Raw genomic sequence first — 20257 nt, 5'->3', positions numbered from 1 at the left:
CCGAACAGGCAGCTTAGAAAAAGCCAGTGGAAGTCCGCACTATCACAGTAACGTTCACTGCCGAACAGGCAGCTTAGAAAGGGATAGGCGAACTGCGTGATCAGCGTCACCCGTTCACTGCCGAACAGGCAGCTTAGAAAACCAAGTAAATAGACTTTAACGCCTACGTGACGTTCACTGCCGAACAGGCAGCTTAGAAACCGGCTGCGGTAAACTCTGGCGCACTCATGCGGTTCACTGCCGAACAGGCAGCTTAGAAACAAACAGAACGCAAAGCTTCATTGCTGTTTCTGTTCACTGCCGAACAGGCAGCTTAGAAATGCAGCAACTGCCACCAGAAAACCAACAGCGAGTTCACTGCCGAACAGGCAGCTTAGAAAAGCTTTCCTGAATATGCCGAACTGGTGCAATAGTTCACTGCCGAACAGGCAGCTTAGAAAAGACATTAACGACTTTATTTCTTCAGCATCTTGTTCACTGCCGAACAGGCAGCTTAGAAAAGGGGAACCAACACCCAGTAATTTACGCTTAAGTTCACTGCCGAACAGGCAGCTTAGAAAAATACAGAGCCGCAAAGCTAGGAGCAAGCGAAGTTCACTGCCGAACAGGCAGCTTAGAAAGCAATCGACCAACTGCCATACCAAATCCCATAGTTCACTGCCGAACAGGCAGCTTAGAAAAAATGAGCGTTGGTGAAGCATTCGCCGCTATTTGTTCACTGCCGAACAGGCAGCTTAGAAAATGCGCTGCCAAACTTTACCCTCGGCTTTAATGTTCACTGCCGAACAGGCAGCTTAGAAATTCTGACGCTATGCAGCTAACTAAGCCTGAAAGTTCACTGCCGAACAGGCAGCTTAGAAAAAGTCAGGCTTGCAGGAATGTTGATGCCAGCAGTTCACTGCCGAACAGGCAGCTTAGAAAACCAGTTCCTGCAACTGTACTGCCGGGCGGAAGTTCACTGCCGAACAGGCAGCTTAGAAATAAGCAGACGATACCAGAAGGCCCGACAATCAGTTCACTGCCGAACAGGCAGCTTAGAAAACCATATCCAAAGAATAAGCGCCACAATAGGCGTTCACTGCCGAACAGGCAGCTTAGAAATCCACGAATAAGATTTTACTTAGCCTGAATAGGTTCACTGCCGAACAGGCAGCTTAGAAAAGTGACAATCCTAATGCGTCCATATCTGACAAGTTCACTGCCGAACAGGCAGCTTAGAAATTCTGACGCTATGCAGCTAACTAAGCCTGAAAGTTCACTGCCGAACAGGCAGCTTAGAAAGGAGAACCACATGAATCAACCAAGCAATCCTTGTTCACTGCCGAACAGGCAGCTTAGAAAACCTAGATCTACGAATTAAAAAATCAAATACCGTTCACTGCCGAACAGGCAGCTTAGAAAGCCTGATGCTATAGCGTTTAGCATCAGGTACAGTTCACTGCCGAACAGGCAGCTTAGAAATTCGCCCATTGATGAAAGCTCAATAACATCTAGTTCACTGCCGAACAGGCAGCTTAGAAACCGCTGTATTGCTGATCGTTTGTGCAGTCCACGTTCACTGCCGAACAGGCAGCTTAGAAAAAGTCAGGCTTGCAGGAATGTTGATGCCAGCAGTTCACTGCCGAACAGGCAGCTTAGAAAGAACCTGAACACCATCTCTTGGTTCGCAAAATGTTCACTGCCGAACAGGCAGCTTAGAAATACTGGTGATTTGGTTCACGTTGGCCGAGTCTGTTCACTGCCGAACAGGCAGCTTAGAAAGTGCGGACAATCTTGTGGCTCGGCTCGATAGCGTTCACTGCCGAACAGGCAGCTTAGAAATACGCCAGATACAAAGCTGACAGTGGTAGGATGTTCACTGCCGAACAGGCAGCTTAGAAAATAGACAAAATCTTTATCGCACATATGAATTGGTTCACTGCCGAACAGGCAGCTTAGAAACGTTGGAGAAATAATTATGGCTCAAGCATTTAGTTCACTGCCGAACAGGCAGCTTAGAAAATACTCAAACTCCTAAATTAATTATCTTCGCTGTTCACTGCCGAACAGGCAGCTTAGAAACAATACCGGTGCTGACCGCTGTCACACAAACAGTTCACTGCCGAACAGGCAGCTTAGAAAGAGAAGCTACCACGCCGCTGGTGGCAACTCAAAGTTCACTGCCGAACAGGCAGCTTAGAAAAGCCAGCGCACAACTGCATGTAGTCGGTATTGGTTCACTGCCGAACAGGCAGCTTAGAAATGTCGCCGCTTTGAAGATTACGGCGCTGTATTGTTCACTGCCGAACAGGCAGCTTAGAAAATAGTATGTTTACGAAATCCGCTTTTATTGCGGTTCACTGCCGAACAGGCAGCTTAGAAAAATTTACCGCCCATGCGATCAAATAACGTATCGTTCACTGCCGAACAGGCAGCTTAGAAATACAACGGTGACGGCACGTTTGCTAGCACAGAGTTCACTGCCGAACAGGCAGCTTAGAAATAGATTAGGGAACTCATCTCTAACCGAATAGTGTTCACTGCCGAACAGGCAGCTTAGAAAGTATCGGATAGGCTCTGTGCTTAATTTCTGGTGTTCACTGCCGAACAGGCAGCTTAGAAAATACAGGATTTAAACGAAGTTATAGCGCCGTTGTTCACTGCCGAACAGGCAGCTTAGAAACTATCTATTCAGGAGTTTACTCTAATGTCCCTGTTCACTGCCGAACAGGCAGCTTAGAAAATAACAAACACCAAACCAATAAACTGAAAATAGTTCACTGCCGAACAGGCAGCTTAGAAATGGACAGAACGGGCATACGCGAAGCCATTGGCGTTCACTGCCGAACAGGCAGCTTAGAAAGGCTCGAAGGTCAGCTGGTTGAGATAAAAAATGTTCACTGCCGAACAGGCAGCTTAGAAAACCCACCATTCAAGCGAATGCGCTGAGCATGAGTTCACTGCCGAACAGGCAGCTTAGAAACAGAAGGAAAAAACCAATGTCACGTTTTACTAGTTCACTGCCGAACAGGCAGCTTAGAAAAGCGCCATGGTGAACGAGTTGATGCCTCAGAAGTTCACTGCCGAACAGGCAGCTTAGAAAAAATATTGCCAGTGTGTAGCCCACACGGGCCTGTTCACTGCCGAACAGGCAGCTTAGAAAACAAAAGCGCTGCAGGTGATTTGGTTGATCTGGTTCACTGCCGAACAGGCAGCTTAGAAAAAGTATTGACGATGTAAGAGCTCTTGATGGTAGTTCACTGCCGAACAGGCAGCTTAGAAAGCCACAAAGGTTATGACGTATTTTTAGTTACAGTTCACTGCCGAACAGGCAGCTTAGAAATGAGTCACCGCCAGGCGCGCCCCTTTCACCACGTTCACTGCCGAACAGGCAGCTTAGAAAAGACCAATGTAATTGCTACTGGTTTAACAGGTGTTCACTGCCGAACAGGCAGCTTAGAAAAGGTTAAATGCTGTAACAGGCTTTGATTTTGCGTTCACTGCCGAACAGGCAGCTTAGAAACTTTGGTTTCCTAAACAGCTAACAACTCATTTTGTTCACTGCCGAACAGGCAGCTTAGAAATGTGTTTTTGCCGTCATTGTGTTGCTGCATTTGTTCACTGCCGAACAGGCAGCTTAGAAATCATTATTCCGTGACAACTCACTGCGGTTTTAGTTCACTGCCGAACAGGCAGCTTAGAAAAGGCTGATGAAACCGACATGGGCTTTTTAACTGTTCACTGCCGAACAGGCAGCTTAGAAATGGTGTTGGTCAATCTTTGCCATTTTTCCATTGTTCACTGCCGAACAGGCAGCTTAGAAATCCACGCCAGACGGTAAAACAGGGCCATATTTGTTCACTGCCGAACAGGCAGCTTAGAAAAGAATCACAAATACCGAAGATTCATTTTTCAAGTTCACTGCCGAACAGGCAGCTTAGAAAGGAAGGTGTAAAGCTGGCAACTTGAGTAACTAGTTCACTGCCGAACAGGCAGCTTAGAAATTGACCTGAAAAGGGGCTGCAGTCGCCACAATGTTCACTGCCGAACAGGCAGCTTAGAAAGAGTGCAGCAACAATGAGCTGGGGCAGCTTCATGTTCACTGCCGAACAGGCAGCTTAGAAAGCGAACCTAACCTGGTCATAGAAGATATCGCCGTTCACTGCCGAACAGGCAGCTTAGAAAAGAGAATGTGCCATTCAATAGAGTTTGGTTAAGTTCACTGCCGAACAGGCAGCTTAGAAAAGCAACGACGAAAAAGCCGCTGCCAGTATTCAGTTCACTGCCGAACAGGCAGCTTAGAAAAAACTATCTTCAATAGATAGTGGAATTTCAAAGTTCACTGCCGAACAGGCAGCTTAGAAAAACGGCCACACATTTAACGGAATTCACGCTTAGTTCACTGCCGAACAGGCAGCTTAGAAACGGACATTCGTAAAGTCTTTGCTGGCTTCCGGGTTCACTGCCGAACAGGCAGCTTAGAAATGCAGCGTCAATCCGTTCCCAGGATATAAGCCGTTCACTGCCGAACAGGCAGCTTAGAAAACCACTGGCCTTAATGGCCTCAGCCATACAGCGTTCACTGCCGAACAGGCAGCTTAGAAATATCGCTGCCATGCTGCCCGAAACAACACCGCGTTCACTGCCGAACAGGCAGCTTAGAAAAAAACCATAGGCGCTGATGGGCTGGTTAGAAGTTCACTGCCGAACAGGCAGCTTAGAAAAAACCCAAGTAATTGGGCGCTTAGCTGTCAGGGTTCACTGCCGAACAGGCAGCTTAGAAATGAGTGGCGCAGGGCTGTTGAAAGTGCCATTGGTTCACTGCCGAACAGGCAGCTTAGAAAAAGACTTTAAACACTTCTGCACCGAACACTTGGTTCACTGCCGAACAGGCAGCTTAGAAATTCCTGAGCGCGATACCAGTCGTTAGGCATATGTTCACTGCCGAACAGGCAGCTTAGAAAAGTAGGACCATAAGCACAGAAAATAACTCCGTGTTCACTGCCGAACAGGCAGCTTAGAAAGTCATCAGTGACGGGCCTTTCAATTGAGACAAGTTCACTGCCGAACAGGCAGCTTAGAAATGTTGACGTTGACGGTTTACGAGACGCTTTAAGTTCACTGCCGAACAGGCAGCTTAGAAATTGAAAGCAAGCGCGCTGAATATCAAGGCCATGTTCACTGCCGAACAGGCAGCTTAGAAAAGGCACTGACTAACATAATTGCTTTTTATACGGTTCACTGCCGAACAGGCAGCTTAGAAATGCAACTGGTGCGGCAAGCCTGTGCCGGAATCGTTCACTGCCGAACAGGCAGCTTAGAAACGAATCACAATTGCCGGATCTAACCGTACCTCGTTCACTGCCGAACAGGCAGCTTAGAAAATAAGCAGCTGATATACCGATGATGCCGATAAGTTCACTGCCGAACAGGCAGCTTAGAAATCTTCGCCAGGGTGAACAACAGTAATCGGCTTGTTCACTGCCGAACAGGCAGCTTAGAAACCTAAGGGGAAAGACTATCTGGCGGGTAAGTTGTTCACTGCCGAACAGGCAGCTTAGAAATTGAAGCTGATGTATGTGTCGAATCAGCACAAGTTCACTGCCGAACAGGCAGCTTAGAAATGAAGCGTAAGGGCGTTTCCGTGTATCACTTCGTTCACTGCCGAACAGGCAGCTTAGAAAAAAATCAGCGGCACTGGTCATCAGGTCTTTCAGTTCACTGCCGAACAGGCAGCTTAGAAATGGTATTGTCGCCACGATTGGAACGACTAGCCGTTCACTGCCGAACAGGCAGCTTAGAAATGTTTCTGGCGCCTATTAAGTTGGTTTCATGCGTTCACTGCCGAACAGGCAGCTTAGAAAATAGCCGAATCTTTATCAGGCACAATTCCTGAGTTCACTGCCGAACAGGCAGCTTAGAAAACAATAGACCGTCGTATCGCTGAGCAGACACCGTTCACTGCCGAACAGGCAGCTTAGAAAAAAGCGGGTCGTTCATTCTGCGGGGCGACGTTGTTCACTGCCGAACAGGCAGCTTAGAAAGCACAAACTCAGTGGCCGACTCGCCATATTGCGTTCACTGCCGAACAGGCAGCTTAGAAAAGTTAATCCGGAAGTTTCGGAACAGTTCCCTGGTTCACTGCCGAACAGGCAACTTAGAAATACTACAGCGGCCAAAACCGTATTGTTGACTAGTTCACCGCCGACCAGACAACTTAGAAATACAGAGCATGAAGCTCCGTTGTTAGCTCTTGGTTGACCGCCGCACCAGCACTCGCGTCGCGTCCCGCACAGGGCGCGTGGATTGAAACAATGTAAAGGAAGATGATCTATTAGGTATTATTGAGAAAACAAGTGGATCAGATTTCAATTGTTGGAGTGGATCAGTTTTGCATTGTTGCTTACAGCGGGCTATTTAGTTGTGAAACTTTTGATCATCGCCGGACGCCATGATACGGCGATGATCAGTGCCTGACGGCTTAAAACACAGCCTGGCCGTAGAAGGTGCCTGTGGCGCAGAGGCTGACATTTTCCCAGGTGTTGTCTGTATACAGCACTCGGGTGACGCAGGCTGTGGCTTCTGAGAAACCGTGGTTTTCTGGGCCGCCCGGATAAGTTACGCTGCATTGGTTCTTGCTGCCACAACTCCAGTTGCCTTGAGGTTGTGCGCCGTAATTCCATGTCACTTCTGCTACTGGTTTATCTGCCACTAAACGGAAGTAAACACCTGGCTGTGAATTGATTTGGCTGGAGCAGAAGTGTGCAGTATAAGTTTGTTGAGTAGGTGTACCACTGATCACACATTCCACATGAGCAGCGTAAAGATTGTGACTGACAGTTAACGCCAGCAGCGCAAGAATAGCGAAGATCGTTTTCATCTCAATTTTCCTTATTTGAATTGAATAGTCCTGATTGGACCTTAATAAGGTAACGCCATGTTTATTTTTTGTAAACAGTAAATGTTATAGGAACAAGGTCGGGTTGGCTTTAGTCACTCCATAAAAAAAATATACCTAAGTCATGGATTCAACTTGCTACATCAGCTGCACTCATAAACACTGTAATCACTGCTTTTAAAGGACAATCAGCCAGTTATGATCAGCTTGTTATATGCGCATCCTTATGCTCACCATGCACGACTGGAACAAATAATACTGAATGCTGTGCAGCATTGGCCCGGTCTGGAGCTGCGCGAGTTGTATCAGTTGTATCCGGATTTTTACATTGATGTAGCCCTGGAAAGAAAAATGCTGCAAAGCAGCAGTGCCATTGTTCTGCATTACCCTATGCAGTGCGGCTTACCGCCCGCTTTGTTAGTGCAGTACCTGCATAAAGTGTTTCAGTATGGCTGGGCTTATGGCAAAAACGATACGGGCGAAGCTGTAATGTCTCTGCAGGGGAAAAGCTTTTGGCTGGTTACTCATGCTGTAGCCAGTCATCATGAATTGGACCCTTGTTATCTGCAAAGCATGTTTACCCCTTTGCGCCAGTTGGCCTTGTCTTGTGGTATGAGGTGGCAACAGCCGTTAATGTTGCCTGAATTAACAGACGCCGCAGTCGCAACTCAAGCCGCTGAGTTATTTCGCCAGGGCCTGGAGCAACTGGCTTTAGCGAACGAGAACCACAGGACTCCTCATGCATCTTAATGTGCTTACTTATCTGATGATTTACCTGGCCGCTATGGTGCTGGTGGTGCCTTTAGCCAAACGTTTTGGTTTAGGTGTGGTCCTTGGCTATTTGTTGGCAGGCATTGCTTTAGGCCCTTCAGGTTTGGCGGTAGCCAGTAACACCGATGATATTAAACTGCTGGCAGAGCTGGGCGTAGTGTTGATGTTATTTAGCATAGGGCTGGAATTGGATGCGAAAAAGCTCTGGGCTATGCGGCACAGAGTATTTTTATTCGGCACCTTGCAGTTTGTGGTCTGTGCTTCAGGGATCGCCATAGCGACCACCTTTTTAGGCTTGTCCTATGCGTTGTCGGTTTTTATAGGTTTAGCTTTGGCTTTATCTTCTACCGCTGTGGCGGTGCAACTGATGAAAGATCGCAATTTGATGGGCACGCACACAGGGCAGTCGGTATTTGGTGCTTTGTTATTGCAGGACATGGTGGCTATTCCATTACTGATTGGGGTGAGCTTAATAGCGCCTTCAGAAGGCACTGCTGAATTTAAAGCTCTGCCTGCATTGGCTGCTGTAGTGGCTGTTATTTTAACCGGTCGTTATCTGATAGGTTACTTGCTGCACTGGGTTGCCCATTATGGCTCCCGTGAGTTATTTGTAGGCCTGGCTTTATTGCTGGTCATTGGTGTGATGGAGCTGATGACGGCTGTTGGTGTGTCGGCTGGTTTAGGTGCTTTTATTGCCGGAGTACTGCTGGCAAGCTCAGAGTTTCGTCATCAGTTAGAAGCCGACTTAGAACCTTTTAAAGGCCTGTTTTTAGGCTTGTTTTTTATCACTATTGGCGCCAGCATCAATATGCAGTTGCTAAGCTCACAATGGCAGCTGATCAGTCTGTTATTGCTGCTGTTTGTTGGTTTAAAGTTGCTGCTGTTGTATGGCGTGGCTACTGTGTTGAAAATTGCCGGGCCTGAGCGTTTCATTTACGCAGTATTGCTGGGGCAAGGCAGTGAATTTGCTTTTGTGTTGGCGGCTTTGGCTACAGCAGGAGCGCTGTTAACCGGCACTGAAGGTGCAATGCTGAATTTAGTGATTGCTTTATCTATTGCGGTATCACCTTTGCTGATGAAACTGCAGGATGCCTGGGCTGCCCGTCAACACAATCAGGTACAGCAGCAGGACAGTGACGTTGAGAACAGCGAAAGCCCAGTGATTATTGCTGGTTTTGGCCGTTATGGTCAGATTTTAGGCCGTTTGTTGTTATCCAATGGCATAGTGCCTACAGTGCTGGACCACGATTCAGACACAATTCAAACCATGACCAAATTTGGTTTCAAGGTGTACTACGGCGACGCAAGTCGCATGGACGTATTGGAAGCGGCTGGTGCTGCAGGGGCTAAAGTATTAGTGATTGCAGTGGACGATGCGCAGGCTATCAATGCCATAGTCGCTAGCGCAAAACAGCATTTCCCTCATTTAACCCTGATGGCCAGAGCCAAAGATGTGGCGCATATGTATCAGCTGCGCCAGATGGGAGTGCAGCATATAGAGCGTGAACTCTTTGAAGCCTCTTTGCGCCAGGGCAGGGATGTGTTGTCTGTATTGGGAATGGGGCAATATGAAGCCAAAGAACTCGCAGACAGGTTCAGAGCGGCCAACTATCAACTGCTTGATAAAATGCAGTTGGTGCGTGAACAGCAGGATGAAAAGAGCTACATTCAACTGCTAAAACAAAGCAGGGAAGAGCTGCAACGTCAGTTGGAGCGGGAAAGCCGCGATGCGCCACAACGTTATCAGGGCTTGTCCGCCAGCGTGGGTTCAATGGAAAAGAACAAGGAGTAAAGCATGAGCTATAGCAATAAATTAAGATTGATGGAAATTTTGGCCAGGCTGCCGCTGTTTAAAGATCTGCAACCTGCTGACAGAGAATTGGTGTTGCAAATGCCAAAAGCTTTTGAAGTCTGTAATCAGGGCAAGGCGTTGATTAAAGAAGGGGGCTACGAGCCGTTTTTTTATATTATTTTATCGGGACAAGCTCTGGTTTATCATCGCCAGCATCAGATAGGGCAGCTTTTGCCCAGCCAGTTTGTTGGGGAAGTGGGTTTTATTTGCAATGAACCGCGCAGTGCAACAGTCATAGCTGAAACCGATATGGTGCTGATGAAAATAGACAGCGATAGTTTCCAGCGTTTACCTGACAGAGTTCGCTCAGCCATTAAAGACAAAATTATTTTTGGTTTAACCCAAAGAGTGGCGCAATTAAGTGAACGCCTGATTGAACTGGACGGGGTATTGCCTGTGCCACGATTACCCTCTATTGATGAAGAGATCCAATTAAACAATGAGAGTTAGACGGTATAAAACGCCGGTTTAAGCTGTTTGTGTGATGGGAACTACAAGGGCTATACTGCAACAAGAATGGAACTATGGAGTAATTAGTTATTAATTTTCATGGATTTGAACTGCATTTACCCACACTGATGCTGTTAACCCTGCTGGTTAATCTGATGATTGGCCTTTATCTGGCTATGGTGTATCTGTTGCGCCGCCATGATAAAAGTTTTTTAGTCTGGTCCATCGCTTGTTTTGTGTTTGTGGCCGGCGGTTGTGCTGCGGGTGCCAGAGCTTATATCGACCAGCCCTTGCTGACTTACCTGCTGGCTGACTTGTTATTCTTATTGTCACCGGCATTAGTGGTGACTGGTTTAGTGTTGTTTTTAAGGGGGCAACTGAGCGCCCGTTCCAGACAACAAGCGGCTTTATTGCTTACTTTGTACCTGCTGCTGTTAAGCATGTTGTATCAGGTTAATAATGCCTCAACTGCGTTAACCTCTTTAAGTATCGCCGTGGTATTTATTTATGCGGTGGTGCTGTTAAAAAAAGCCCGTTTAACCCCGGTTTTTCCTGTGTATGTGCTGCAACTATTTTTTGCGTTGCACTCTGCGTTAATGCTACTGCAGTTTCTGCTGGTGATGCCTTTAATTGGTGAAGATTACAAAGCTTTCGTTTTACCCAGCCTGCAATGGGTATTGCTTGGTCATGTATTGTTAACCACTGGTACTGGTTTTATGTTGCCACTTTTGTCATTTTCTCTTACCGAAAATCAGCTTTTGCGGCTGACCGAACTGGATGATTTAACTCAGTTACTGAACCGTCGTGAATTTTTGAAAAGAGCCAATCAGACCTTGTTAAACAGCAGACGCCAGCAGCATAGTGTGGTGGTGCTGATGATAGATCTGGACCATTTCAAGTTAATCAACGACAGATGGGGTCATGCGATTGGCGATCTTGCGCTGAAAAAAGTAGCAGATTTACTCAAAGTAGGGTTACGTACCTCTGATTTAATAGGGCGGCTGGGCGGTGAAGAATTTGCGGTACTGATGCCCAATACCAGTGTCGAACAAGCAGCTTTTATTGGTCAGCGTTTATGTGATCGTATTGCTCATCATGCCTGGGAAATAGAAGCCCGACCTGTGAAACTGACGGTTAGTGTGGGTGGCACCAGTTGTGTGGATGCGCTGCGTGATTTGACCGAATTGCTGAAAGACGCTGATGATGCTATGTATCAGGCCAAAGCGGATGGACGAAACCGAATTGTATTTGGTGCTGATGGTACTTAATGGCTTTCGCGAACCCAAAGCCAAGCAAAAAATAAAAAAACGGCCAAATTGGAGTATAGAGTAAAAATCATGTCTATTTGCGAGTGAGTGAGTGGATGGCCAAGGTTTTCATACTCTAGGGTTTTATGTTTAAACGTACACACTATGTATATTGGTGTGTACGTTTTTTTATTACTAAATGACTAATCATGTTACTTGCTGATTTTGGTCAAAAAACTAGAGTGCAAATCGTCGTCCTAATTTACCACTACGATTAATTGCTTCTTACCACCCGTTGTACTTTCATTGACCCACCAGCATCAGGAATCATCCAGTTATATAAGTCATAGCGGACGGCTGCGCTGACCTACTTTTTCTAAATTAGACAAGTACAGATAACAATACGTATTCCAACTTACAATGTGATACCCAAAAATCGTTGCCCACTAAAGTTACTCTCGGAAATGGATGGCTAAAGACACTAAGTTCGGTAATATATGCCTGTGTATGGCTGGATATCTGGTGAAATTTTGGAGCTACTACTAGCTGAAGACTTAGAATTAAATGTTCGAATTACAGAAGGTGAGTACTGTAAACTTAATATTAAGTACGGTCAGATTCCTTTGTTATCTCATGTCAGTAAGCATTTTTATTTTTATGGACATAATGATGATGCTATTCAGGTAGAGGATTTTGCAGAACAGCTAACCCCAAAGTATCTTTTATCTGGTGCTATTAATTCTGAAACTCAATCATCAAGGTTGTTTCGATATGTATATTCCGGGAAAGCAGAAATAACCAAGCTAAAAAAAGTATATTTCACGTTCCCTGAACTAGCGGCGTATTTCAACAATGAAATTTCTAGAAGCCTAGAACAAAATGGCGACCTGACTGGAAATGTTACTATAGAACCATTGGAAGCTACTGTATTGAAAGAAGACCAAGTCATCAAAATTGGATTGCATCAATGCTATCGATTAGCTAACACTCCAGCCAAAGATGGTTTTACGTTCACAAGCTCCATTGCTCTGGTTTTTTGAATTTGAAAAAGCCCTAACATTCAACGAAATAGAAAATTACCTTTATAAATCGCAAAACCTTTTCACTTGGATTACCGGTTTTCCAATTAAAGTGTCAAAAATCGAAGTGTCAGATGGTGAAAATAGAGGGACGTTATACATTCCAACAGTAAAAGACACTTCTGTACATGACCTATCACATCCGAACAGCTTCATGCTGGTCAAACACTTGAGAGAACACTTCGTAAAAATTTGTGAGTCATACTTTGAAAGAAACACGTTTGAATTTGAGAATATCTGGTCACGAACAATACCGTTATACAATTTCAATGGCGTTTTAGAGTATGAAACCATGCTCTATGCCGCGATTCTCGACAAGTATTGCAGCCACAAAGTAGAGGAACTGGACCTTGATACCAAGCTTGCTCAAGGTGAGTATACCGAGCTAACACATAAAATCTCAGCCTTGATAGCTGCCGATGAAGATCTGGTCAAAACTTTTTCGAAAGGAATTCTGGCTAATCTAAGAGACGTTGACGTGCTTAGAAAAGTCTTCCCTAATAATTCTAATGCGACCTTTATTCAAAAAGTTAAGAAGTACCTAAATCACATAGGTAAGCATGTTACAGAGGTATTTCTGTCAAATAGTGACCTACATCCAATTAAGGAAGTCAGAGATAGGGCTGCTCATGGTGAAATAGAGAAACTCACTACAGATTACGTAAGTGAATTATACTGGAAGTTAAGAATGTTGGTTACCTATCTGATTTACCGAGACTTAGGTATATCTGATGATGACTTTCTCAAAATCATTTCTTTTACGCACAATCCCTTAGCTTTGAACTGCTATATGGACAAGTTTAAATTAGATAATAAGCTAAACAAAGCAATTGTTCTGCAGGTCTCAGAATCAGTATTTAATGAGCTCTCGTCTACGTTCAGAGTGTATCTTGTTCTTACTCGAAACAATAGCCTTTACGAAGTTAATGAAGAATATACAACGAAACTATTGAACTATTTTAGTGCTGAAAACTCCACAGCCAGGAAAATAAATAGCTACGAGGAGTACGTACAAACCTTACTTGAGAATACGAAACTCGAAGCTAAATACACTAATAATGCGTATGTTAAACACAAGCACAAGAACCACAAAGTACAAGGTGTAATCCTTGTTGATACTACTATCAAGTTAAGGGCTTACAATATTATATAATATGTAAATATCTTTCCCTGCATGATGTTGTGTAGTGATCGCCTTTCTGAAAGCAGAGTTGTGGTTAATTGCAGACTTGCCGCAGCTAATACCTTTTATCACTTCCATGCGATTTAGCTGGCCTCTAAATATAATTTACTTAAAGTCATCGTCAGACTGGGTTGCTTGCCATACTTCAAATGCTTCGAGCTTTTGTTGCGCCTCTTTTTGACAGCTTGCCATTAGCTGTCTACCTCACCTAATACCTTACGAAGTCCTGTGACAAAGCCTCGTGGAAAGACTTCTGCGTTATATTCCATATCTTTGACTTGTCCTGCCTGTGTGGTTTGCCAATCATTCTTTTCCATGCACTCATCAGAAATGGCGTAGGCTAATGCTTTCTTCTCGGATTCCGTCAATATGCCGGATAACGAGGGCAAAAATTCAATGCTTGGCTCTGCGCTCGCGTCAAACTGACGTACAGGACGCTTATCGATGGTGATGTTCGCATGTTGTTTGAGTAGGTTGACCTCATTACGGTAACGATTGCGCTCAGCAATTATTTGACCAAACAAAGCGCGTACCGCAGGGTCTGGAATACGCTCCAGGAGCTTGTAATCCTGCGGGACAGACTTAGAGCGAGAGGTTGGCGATAACGGCTTTTTTGTGTTGGTTTTACACTTTTGTGCCCACGCTTCAATTAGGGTTCGATAGTGGCCGTTTCTTGTTGCCCGTAACGCTTCATAGCCAGGGCCACCTTCTGCTGCCGATACACGCCCCATTTGCGTGATGGAGAAATCGCGCTGACCTGATTCAGCATAGGTTTTTAGGATATCGTTGAGTTTATCTAGATTTTGCTGAGTTCTAGGCACTTTGCCGTCTTTTAAATCAGCCAGTATGACGTCGATATTGATATCCATTAGTCCTCCAATAGCGCTGGTTGAATAAGGTTTCCGAGGTATAGCGCCTTGTCTGTGATTGCTGTCATGCCAGCACGAAGCAGGTTGTTATCTTCAAGGTATGCACCCGCCTCAATGTAGTTGGCAACTTTTCGATATCCTTCCAATTTATCATCTGGGTCAGCGATTTTTGCCATTTGACGCATCATGGCGTTTGCCGCAATAAGCTGTTGCTTATCGTCCATCTCCATGAAAATCGGCTCAAAGCCTTTTTTTATTAGTACGCGACTAAGTTGTATGGATCGTTTTTGAATGGCAGGAGTTTTACGCAATTCGTCCTGTAAGTCGGGATAAAATTCTGCATCTTCACAAAGAAGGGATAGATGCAGCAATTCCGAATCGGTCTCGACAAACTTCAAGGCATGAATGACATCTTTCTCGGAGCCAACCGCAATCAGCTTATCTTTGGTGTCGCTTTCACCCCTTGTTTCCTCGACACGAATGATTTTGTTAATAAGTTCAAAGCAGGCTACCCAGTCTTTGGCGTATTCATCGGCTTCAACTTGTTGCTTTTCATAACGGCGCTGTAGTGCCTGCAATTCATTTTGCTTGATAAACGGCCCGTCTTGTTCTTCACAGAAGAACTGTTCGTCTTTCAGGGCTTCCAGTTCACCTTCAATTTCAACTGATAGATTGGCGGCTTGATGCGCTTTGTAGCTCAGTTGATTGAACTGGGCATTGAGTGCAGGTAGGTAGCGAGCTTCGGTGATAAACCAACGGCAACGAATGCAGTTTTCGGGGCCATGTGGCACGCTGTCGTAGATGCGATTATGGGCCACATTTCCGTCTCTAATCAACTCACCACCATTCCAGCACCCACCAAGGGTACTGACCTCATCAGATTTCACTGTGTTGCCACCGACCAAGCACAAGCCATATGAACGCTCCTCCCAACCAATGGGATTGCGATTGACCAGTACCGACTCGATGCTGTCTTGGTTGTGATACACCATCTTGCATTGTATTTGCTCCATCGAGGCATCTTTGAGGAAGTTACGCACCGATTGTTTCGATTTTGCATCTAGCGCATCATGTGCTTCGCCCATCTTTTCTGCCATGACCGAAGGTGTTATTTTGTTGTAGTAAATCGTCATCAACAGGCGCGTATGACCAGCCAATAGTTTAGATATGACAGGCAGTGGCAATTGTGTATCCATCGTGTACGCTGTAATCAGCGATACACGCAAGCTATGTAATGGAAAGAGCGTGGCAACCTTAACACTTTGTCCTGCACCTTCTGGATAATCTGTAACCAGTTTCAAACGATCGCCGTTCTCCAGTGTGTCACCTCGTTCTGCCAGCTGGTTTTCCAATTCAAGTAACAGTTGATACCAGAAAAGCGCTAAGTTTGAATTGCCTGAAATTGGCTTATATCTGTCTTCGCCTTTTGCTGAAGCATCACGAAACAGAAAGGCAATTTCGCCCATGTTTTCTAGCTGTTTGTTGGATTTTTGCTTACCAATGTGCTTTACAAGCAGTGTGGTGCAGTCGGTGGGTTTTGTAATCGGATTGTACTTTTCTTGCCAGTTACGCAGCTTTTCTAGCCAGTAAAGCACTTCCTCGTTCTGCCAAGGAATGACATATCCCTGCTCTAGTTCATCTTTGTTTTGGTCGGCGGTCTTGTTAGTGTTGATGTAAAGACCTGTTGAAGACAGCCCTGTCATGGTGTCGTGGATGCGGCGAAAGACCCCCTTTCTGAACGGGCGCTTTTCACTTCCAAGCACAAAATCATGCTTGTCGTTAAACTTCCACTGTCCTTGCTCGTAGCGCCATGTATCTGCTTCACCACAGTCCAACATACGCACCTGATAAGTGCGAAGTGGCAGATGAAGTTTCATGAAAATCACCATCGCTTTCGTAGGAGACCAGATTTGATGAAGGGTAATTTTCTTCATCCCTTCGCCGTCAACGTTGCGGTTCACTTGTTTGGTGCGCCACACGCAGTCAGGGTCAGATTTATCAATCAGCTCTGGCTCAACGTAAAACCAGTCGCCCCCTGGCTGCCGCTGAGCCCACATCCAGTGTTTAAAATGACGGTAGTGATAAGCAGGAAGCAAGGCTTCACCTTGCTTGAGTTCTTTTCCTATGACGTTGAGTTCGATTTTATCAGGAAGCGGGCATAAGATTTGGCGCAAGCCCTGAATGTAGCGATATGGCAAGGGAATACGGACGGTCTCGGTTAAGCCATCTTGTAGTGATATTTTACTTAGTGGGTTTTGAACTAGCGGGACAAGGTTGTCGTGATCATCTTCTTCGGAGAAGGCCTTTTTAATAACAAAATCAATTAAACTAGTCGAGTAATTGACGCATTTTTGAATTTTTTTGGAGCTATTGACTTTTATCCGAGTAACTTTCTCTAACTCTTTGCTAGAGCAAAGATGCCCTTTGTAACCTTTAAAAAATAGCGGTAAATCGACTGCGTAAGATGCGTATTCAAAAAGATATGATTCAAAAAAACGTGATAAAGCCTGCTGTTTTTCATCAATACCGTTAGTTTGTATCGCCATCCACTCTGCTGCTAGTTCCTGCCATTGCTGCCACTCGACTCCAAGTGTGGTGAGCATCCAAGAGAAAGTTAAATCTGATGAACGTCCATCTTGTTTTTTTGCCATTATTTGCCTCTCAATTTTGGATGCTTGCCAGTGAAGTAACCTTGTGGGTCGATATCATCAAAGCCATCTTCTACAAGCGTTTTCCAGTCAAGGGCTTTGGCTTTCGATTCAGGGTTTGCCAATTGCAGTGTGGCTTTGGTCAGTTCATCAGAGATTTCTTGTTGTCCTTTGCCCGTATAGGGAACTTGAGACTCTAGTGATTTGTGGTGCATACAACGGCGGATGACTAAAGGATTCAGCCCTGAACGCTCTAATCGTCTGCCGTAATTATGTCGATGCCCGTGAGGATCTAGACCTTCCGCTTTTTGCGGCTCTAAGCCTATGCGCTTTAAGCCATTGGCGTAGTTGTCATGGAAAGCGGATATCGTGTAAGGCTTACCTATGGCGCTGTGATGAAAAGAAATAAACGCATAAGGATGGTGACAGTCGATACTGGCGCGGTACTTTTGATAATTTTTCCAAAGCGACATAAACACTTTGCTATAGTCGGTTGGAAACCACTGAACTTGTATGTAGTTATCTTTATGATCAACTACTCGGTTCTTCCAACCAAGATAAGCAGTGCCTTTCATACGTTGGCGTGGTATGCGAGCATACTGCTCTTTTAAATATGCCTCTCTGTTGGAGGGACCAGAACGGCCGCGCCAACCATTAGGGGCTTTGCCATTGATTTCGTTGTAAATTCGAACAACAGCGTTGTCTGCAGTATAGGGATCTTCAAATACATCTGTCACCCAAAGCGTTAATGCCTCACTTTCACGTAACCCACCACCGTGCATGAGTAGCAGTATTAGCTTATCCCTGAGTGCCACTCGCGGATCTTTCGCACCACCAATGCCATTCAGATAAAAATCTTCCCAATGTTTTTCAGGAAAAGCGATAGCGTCATCTTCGGTTTTAGTGAGCGGCGTGCGGCCTTTGATGGTTCGCGCCTTACGGATTGTTTTGTTGATGGTTTTATCTGCGATATGACCCAGAAAATCATTCTGGTTTTTCCGAAACCATGCGGCGTAATTTAATCGTTTCTCATGCGGGGTAGCATCACGCAATGGATTCATCGGCGCAGTGCCTTGCTTGTCTGCCAGCCAATCGGTGAATGCCGTCAGTCGATGAATATGCTTATTGACGTTACTGGTTGAACTTGGAACCCAATACAAACCAGAAGGGTCAATCCCATCCTCGCCAATCGTTCCTGTATATAAACGCTTAGAAAAGGTCTGAAAGAGCAACTTCGGATCTTCAAACAGTCCTCTATTTGCTTCCATATAATCCAACAACAAGGAAACAGCTTGAAGAAAACCATTCATGACAGAGTTACTCACACCGTCAGCCTCTAATATAAGCAAGTAATCAGTTACTACACTCAACTCTCCTTGCTCTGTGAGCAAAATAGGGAGCTGGCTTTTGATGCCTGTGTTGTCTTCTACGATCGTTGCTCTGACTTTTACTGACGCCAAGTTATGCTTTCTTTGTACATGTCATACATTGAAACCACTGTATATCTGAGATAAATATTTGACAAGAAAAAGGCAGATTTCTCTGCCTTTGTACACGTTATACACACTTTAGGTTACTGTATATAACTGAAGGCCGTTTTTTTTATCTACTGAAACAATAGCTGCAACTTACTCAGCTCACTTATTCGACTAAGCTGCCCCATAAGTCGTATTCGTCCGCTTCTTCAATCACTACATCCACCAAATCGCCTGGTTTTAATGACGTTTCGCCGTTTAAATACACAGCACCGTCAATTTCAGGAGCATCAGCGAAGCTGCGGCCAATGGCGCCTTCGTCGTCTACTTCGTCAATGAGCACTTTAATAGTGCGACCAATTTTGGCTTGTAAACGAGCGGCGCTGATGCGTTGCTGAGTTTCCATAAAGCGGTGGTACCGTTCATCTTTGACTTCTTCCGCAATTTGATCTGGCAAATCGTTGGCTTTAGCGCCTTCGACCGGGCTGTATTTAAAGCAGCCTACGCGGTCTAACTGAGCTTCTTCCAGCCAGTTTAATAATTCCTGGAACTCTTCTTCTGTCTCGCCAGGGAAGCCAACGATAAAGGTAGAACGTATCGTCAGTTCAGGGCAGATTTCACGCCATTTTTTGATACGCTCTAATACACGGTCAGACTGACCAGGGCGTTTCATCAGCTTTAGAATACGCGGGCTGGCATGCTGGAATGGAATATCCAGATAAGGCAATAACTTACCTTGCGCCATCAAAGGAATTACATCATCCACATGCGGGTACGGATACACATAATGCAAGCGAACCCAAATGCCTAAATCGGCTAAGGCTTCACATAAAGACAACATAGAGGTTTTGACCGGCTGACCATTCCAGAAACCAGTGCGGTGTTTTACATCCACACCATAAGCGCTGGTGTCCTGAGAAATAATCAACAGCTCTTTGACGCCGGCTTTTTGTAAACGGCCAGCTTCATCCAGCACTTCGCCAATTGGACGGCTGACTAAGTCGCCACGCATCGACGGGATAATGCAGAAAGTACAGCGGTGGTTACAGCCTTCAGAAATTTTTAAGTAGGCGTAATGTTTAGGTGTTAATTTAATGCCGTGATCCGGCACCAATTGCAAAAACGGGTCGTATTTTGGCTTAGGCACAAACTCATGCACCTGCTTTAGTACGTTTTCATAGGCATGAGGGCCTGTGATACCTAATACATTAGGGTGTACTTCACGGATTTCATCTTCACGGGCACCTAAACAGCCTGTGACTATCACTTTGCCGTTTTCAGCCAAAGCTTCGCCTATGGTGTCTAAAGATTCCTGCACCGCGCTGTCGATAAAACCACAGGTATTGACTATCACTAAAGCTGCATCGTCATAGCTTGGAACTATTTGATAACCTTCAGTTTTTAACTGAGTCAGAATACGCTCTGAGTCCACCAGGTTTTTTGGGCAACCTAAACTTACAAACCCGATTTTTGCGCCTGAGCCATTGGCTTGCGCCTGTGCTGTCAGACTTTTCACTGGAGTTTCCAGTGTGGTGGTTTGTGATGGGTCAAAGGTTTCGACTGTCATGTAAATCCTGCAAAGTAAAAGGGCCGGAAAAAAAGTGCGCGGATTATACCTGAATCGACCGGAAGAAACAGTGCTTGCTGTATAAAAAACACTCAACAAGAGGGCGTTATCTTCGGCTAAAGCAACAGGATCTGCAGAAAGTGATTAAACAGATGGCCTTATGCGGTCAACTGCACTGTAACTTTGTTGATCCTGACCAATACTCTTGGCGTAGCTGTTTCACTTCATCTTTCTTTTTT

Annotated in this window: 11 protein-coding genes and 1 CRISPR repeat array (1 of these 12 only partly in view); of the genes, 6 read left to right on the top strand and 5 right to left on the bottom strand. The window is 45.3% G+C overall.

The features are described 5' to 3' along the window. A CRISPR array of direct repeats spans positions 1 to 6203; the repeat unit is 28 nt; unit sequence GTTCACTGCCGAACAGGCAGCTTAGAAA (it extends 3667 nt beyond the left edge of the window). A 257-nt stretch (positions 6204 to 6460) separates the two neighbouring features. Then, positions 6461 to 6859, bottom strand: a complete 399-nt coding sequence (locus tag RHEIN_RS09635) for a hypothetical protein (protein ID WP_008898785.1) — start codon at positions 6857 to 6859, stop codon at positions 6461 to 6463. 216 nt (positions 6860 to 7075) lie between these two features. On the opposite strand from RHEIN_RS09635, the gene RHEIN_RS09630 reads away from it, so the two are divergent. The 6 genes from RHEIN_RS09630 (at position 7076) to RHEIN_RS09605 (ending at position 13429) form a co-directional block, all read left to right on the top strand. Further along, positions 7076 to 7627, top strand: coding sequence for an NAD(P)H-dependent oxidoreductase (locus RHEIN_RS09630; RefSeq protein WP_008898784.1), 552 nt, complete (start codon positions 7076 to 7078; stop codon positions 7625 to 7627). Then, entirely contained in the window at positions 7617 to 9440 is a 1824-nt protein-coding gene (locus RHEIN_RS09625; RefSeq protein WP_008898783.1) for a cation:proton antiporter domain-containing protein, read from the top strand. The genes RHEIN_RS09630 and RHEIN_RS09625 overlap by 11 nt, the downstream gene beginning before the upstream one ends. Before the next feature lie 3 nt (positions 9441 to 9443). Next, entirely contained in the window at positions 9444 to 9950 is a 507-nt protein-coding gene (locus RHEIN_RS09620; RefSeq protein WP_008898782.1) for a cyclic nucleotide-binding domain-containing protein, read from the top strand. Between the two features lie 128 nt (positions 9951 to 10078). Then, positions 10079 to 11218 (top strand): GGDEF domain-containing protein, encoded by a 1140-nt coding sequence (locus RHEIN_RS09615; protein ID WP_008898781.1) that lies wholly within the window; start codon positions 10079 to 10081, stop codon positions 11216 to 11218. Between the two features lie 476 nt (positions 11219 to 11694). Continuing rightward, complete coding sequence (locus RHEIN_RS09610; RefSeq protein ID WP_008898780.1) at positions 11695 to 12237, top strand: hypothetical protein; 543 nt, start codon at positions 11695 to 11697, stop codon at positions 12235 to 12237. Next, a complete protein-coding gene (locus tag RHEIN_RS09605; RefSeq protein ID WP_008898779.1) occupies positions 12197 to 13429 on the top strand; it encodes a hypothetical protein in 1233 nt (410 codons plus the stop codon). Before RHEIN_RS09610 ends, RHEIN_RS09605 begins: the two co-directional genes overlap by 41 nt. 221 nt (positions 13430 to 13650) lie before the next feature. On the opposite strand, the gene gmtX is transcribed toward RHEIN_RS09605, so the two are convergent. The 4 genes from gmtX to rimO form a co-directional block, all read right to left on the bottom strand. Further along, on the bottom strand, positions 13651 to 14328 hold the full coding sequence (gene gmtX, locus RHEIN_RS09595; RefSeq protein ID WP_008898778.1) for a gamma-mobile-trio protein GmtX: 678 nt from the start codon (positions 14326 to 14328) through the stop codon (positions 13651 to 13653). Beyond that, a complete protein-coding gene (gene gmtZ / locus RHEIN_RS09590; protein ID WP_008898777.1) occupies positions 14328 to 16979 on the bottom strand; it encodes a gamma-mobile-trio integrase GmtZ in 2652 nt (883 codons plus the stop codon). The genes gmtX and gmtZ overlap by 1 nt, the downstream gene beginning before the upstream one ends. Then, positions 16979 to 18436 (bottom strand): gamma-mobile-trio recombinase GmtY, encoded by a 1458-nt coding sequence (gene gmtY / locus RHEIN_RS09585; RefSeq protein WP_040554897.1) that lies wholly within the window; start codon positions 18434 to 18436, stop codon positions 16979 to 16981. The genes gmtZ and gmtY overlap by 1 nt, the downstream gene beginning before the upstream one ends. Positions 18437 to 18617: 181 nt before the next feature. After that, the gene (gene rimO, locus RHEIN_RS09580) at positions 18618 to 20018 is read right to left on the bottom strand and encodes a 30S ribosomal protein S12 methylthiotransferase RimO (protein ID WP_008898775.1); all 1401 of its coding nucleotides are present in this window, start codon (positions 20016 to 20018) and stop codon (positions 18618 to 18620) included. Between the last annotated feature and the right edge of the window lie 239 nt (positions 20019 to 20257).

This window comes from Rheinheimera sp. A13L, from assembly GCF_000217935.1.
GTDB lineage: Bacteria > Pseudomonadota > Gammaproteobacteria > Enterobacterales > Alteromonadaceae > Pararheinheimera.
Note: the sequence above shows the minus strand (reverse complement) of the source record. Positions and strands in the feature narration are given on the sequence as shown.

Coding starts and splice junctions, on each gene's coding strand:
- rimO (WP_008898775.1), bottom strand. CDS start 20,018: ATGACAGTCGAAACCTTTGACCCATCACAAACCACCACACTGGAAACT.
- RHEIN_RS09620 (WP_008898782.1), top strand. CDS start 9,444: ATGAGCTATAGCAATAAATTAAGATTGATGGAAATTTTGGCCAGGCTG.
- RHEIN_RS09625 (WP_008898783.1), top strand. CDS start 7,617: ATGCATCTTAATGTGCTTACTTATCTGATGATTTACCTGGCCGCTATG.
- RHEIN_RS09630 (WP_008898784.1), top strand. CDS start 7,076: ATGATCAGCTTGTTATATGCGCATCCTTATGCTCACCATGCACGACTG.
- gmtX (WP_008898778.1), bottom strand. CDS start 14,328: ATGGATATCAATATCGACGTCATACTGGCTGATTTAAAAGACGGCAAA.
- RHEIN_RS09615 (WP_008898781.1), top strand. CDS start 10,079: ATGCTGTTAACCCTGCTGGTTAATCTGATGATTGGCCTTTATCTGGCT.
- RHEIN_RS09605 (WP_008898779.1), top strand. CDS start 12,197: ATGGTTTTACGTTCACAAGCTCCATTGCTCTGGTTTTTTGAATTTGAA.
- RHEIN_RS09610 (WP_008898780.1), top strand. CDS start 11,695: ATGCCTGTGTATGGCTGGATATCTGGTGAAATTTTGGAGCTACTACTA.
- gmtZ (WP_008898777.1), bottom strand. CDS start 16,979: ATGGCAAAAAAACAAGATGGACGTTCATCAGATTTAACTTTCTCTTGG.
- RHEIN_RS09635 (WP_008898785.1), bottom strand. CDS start 6,859: ATGAAAACGATCTTCGCTATTCTTGCGCTGCTGGCGTTAACTGTCAGT.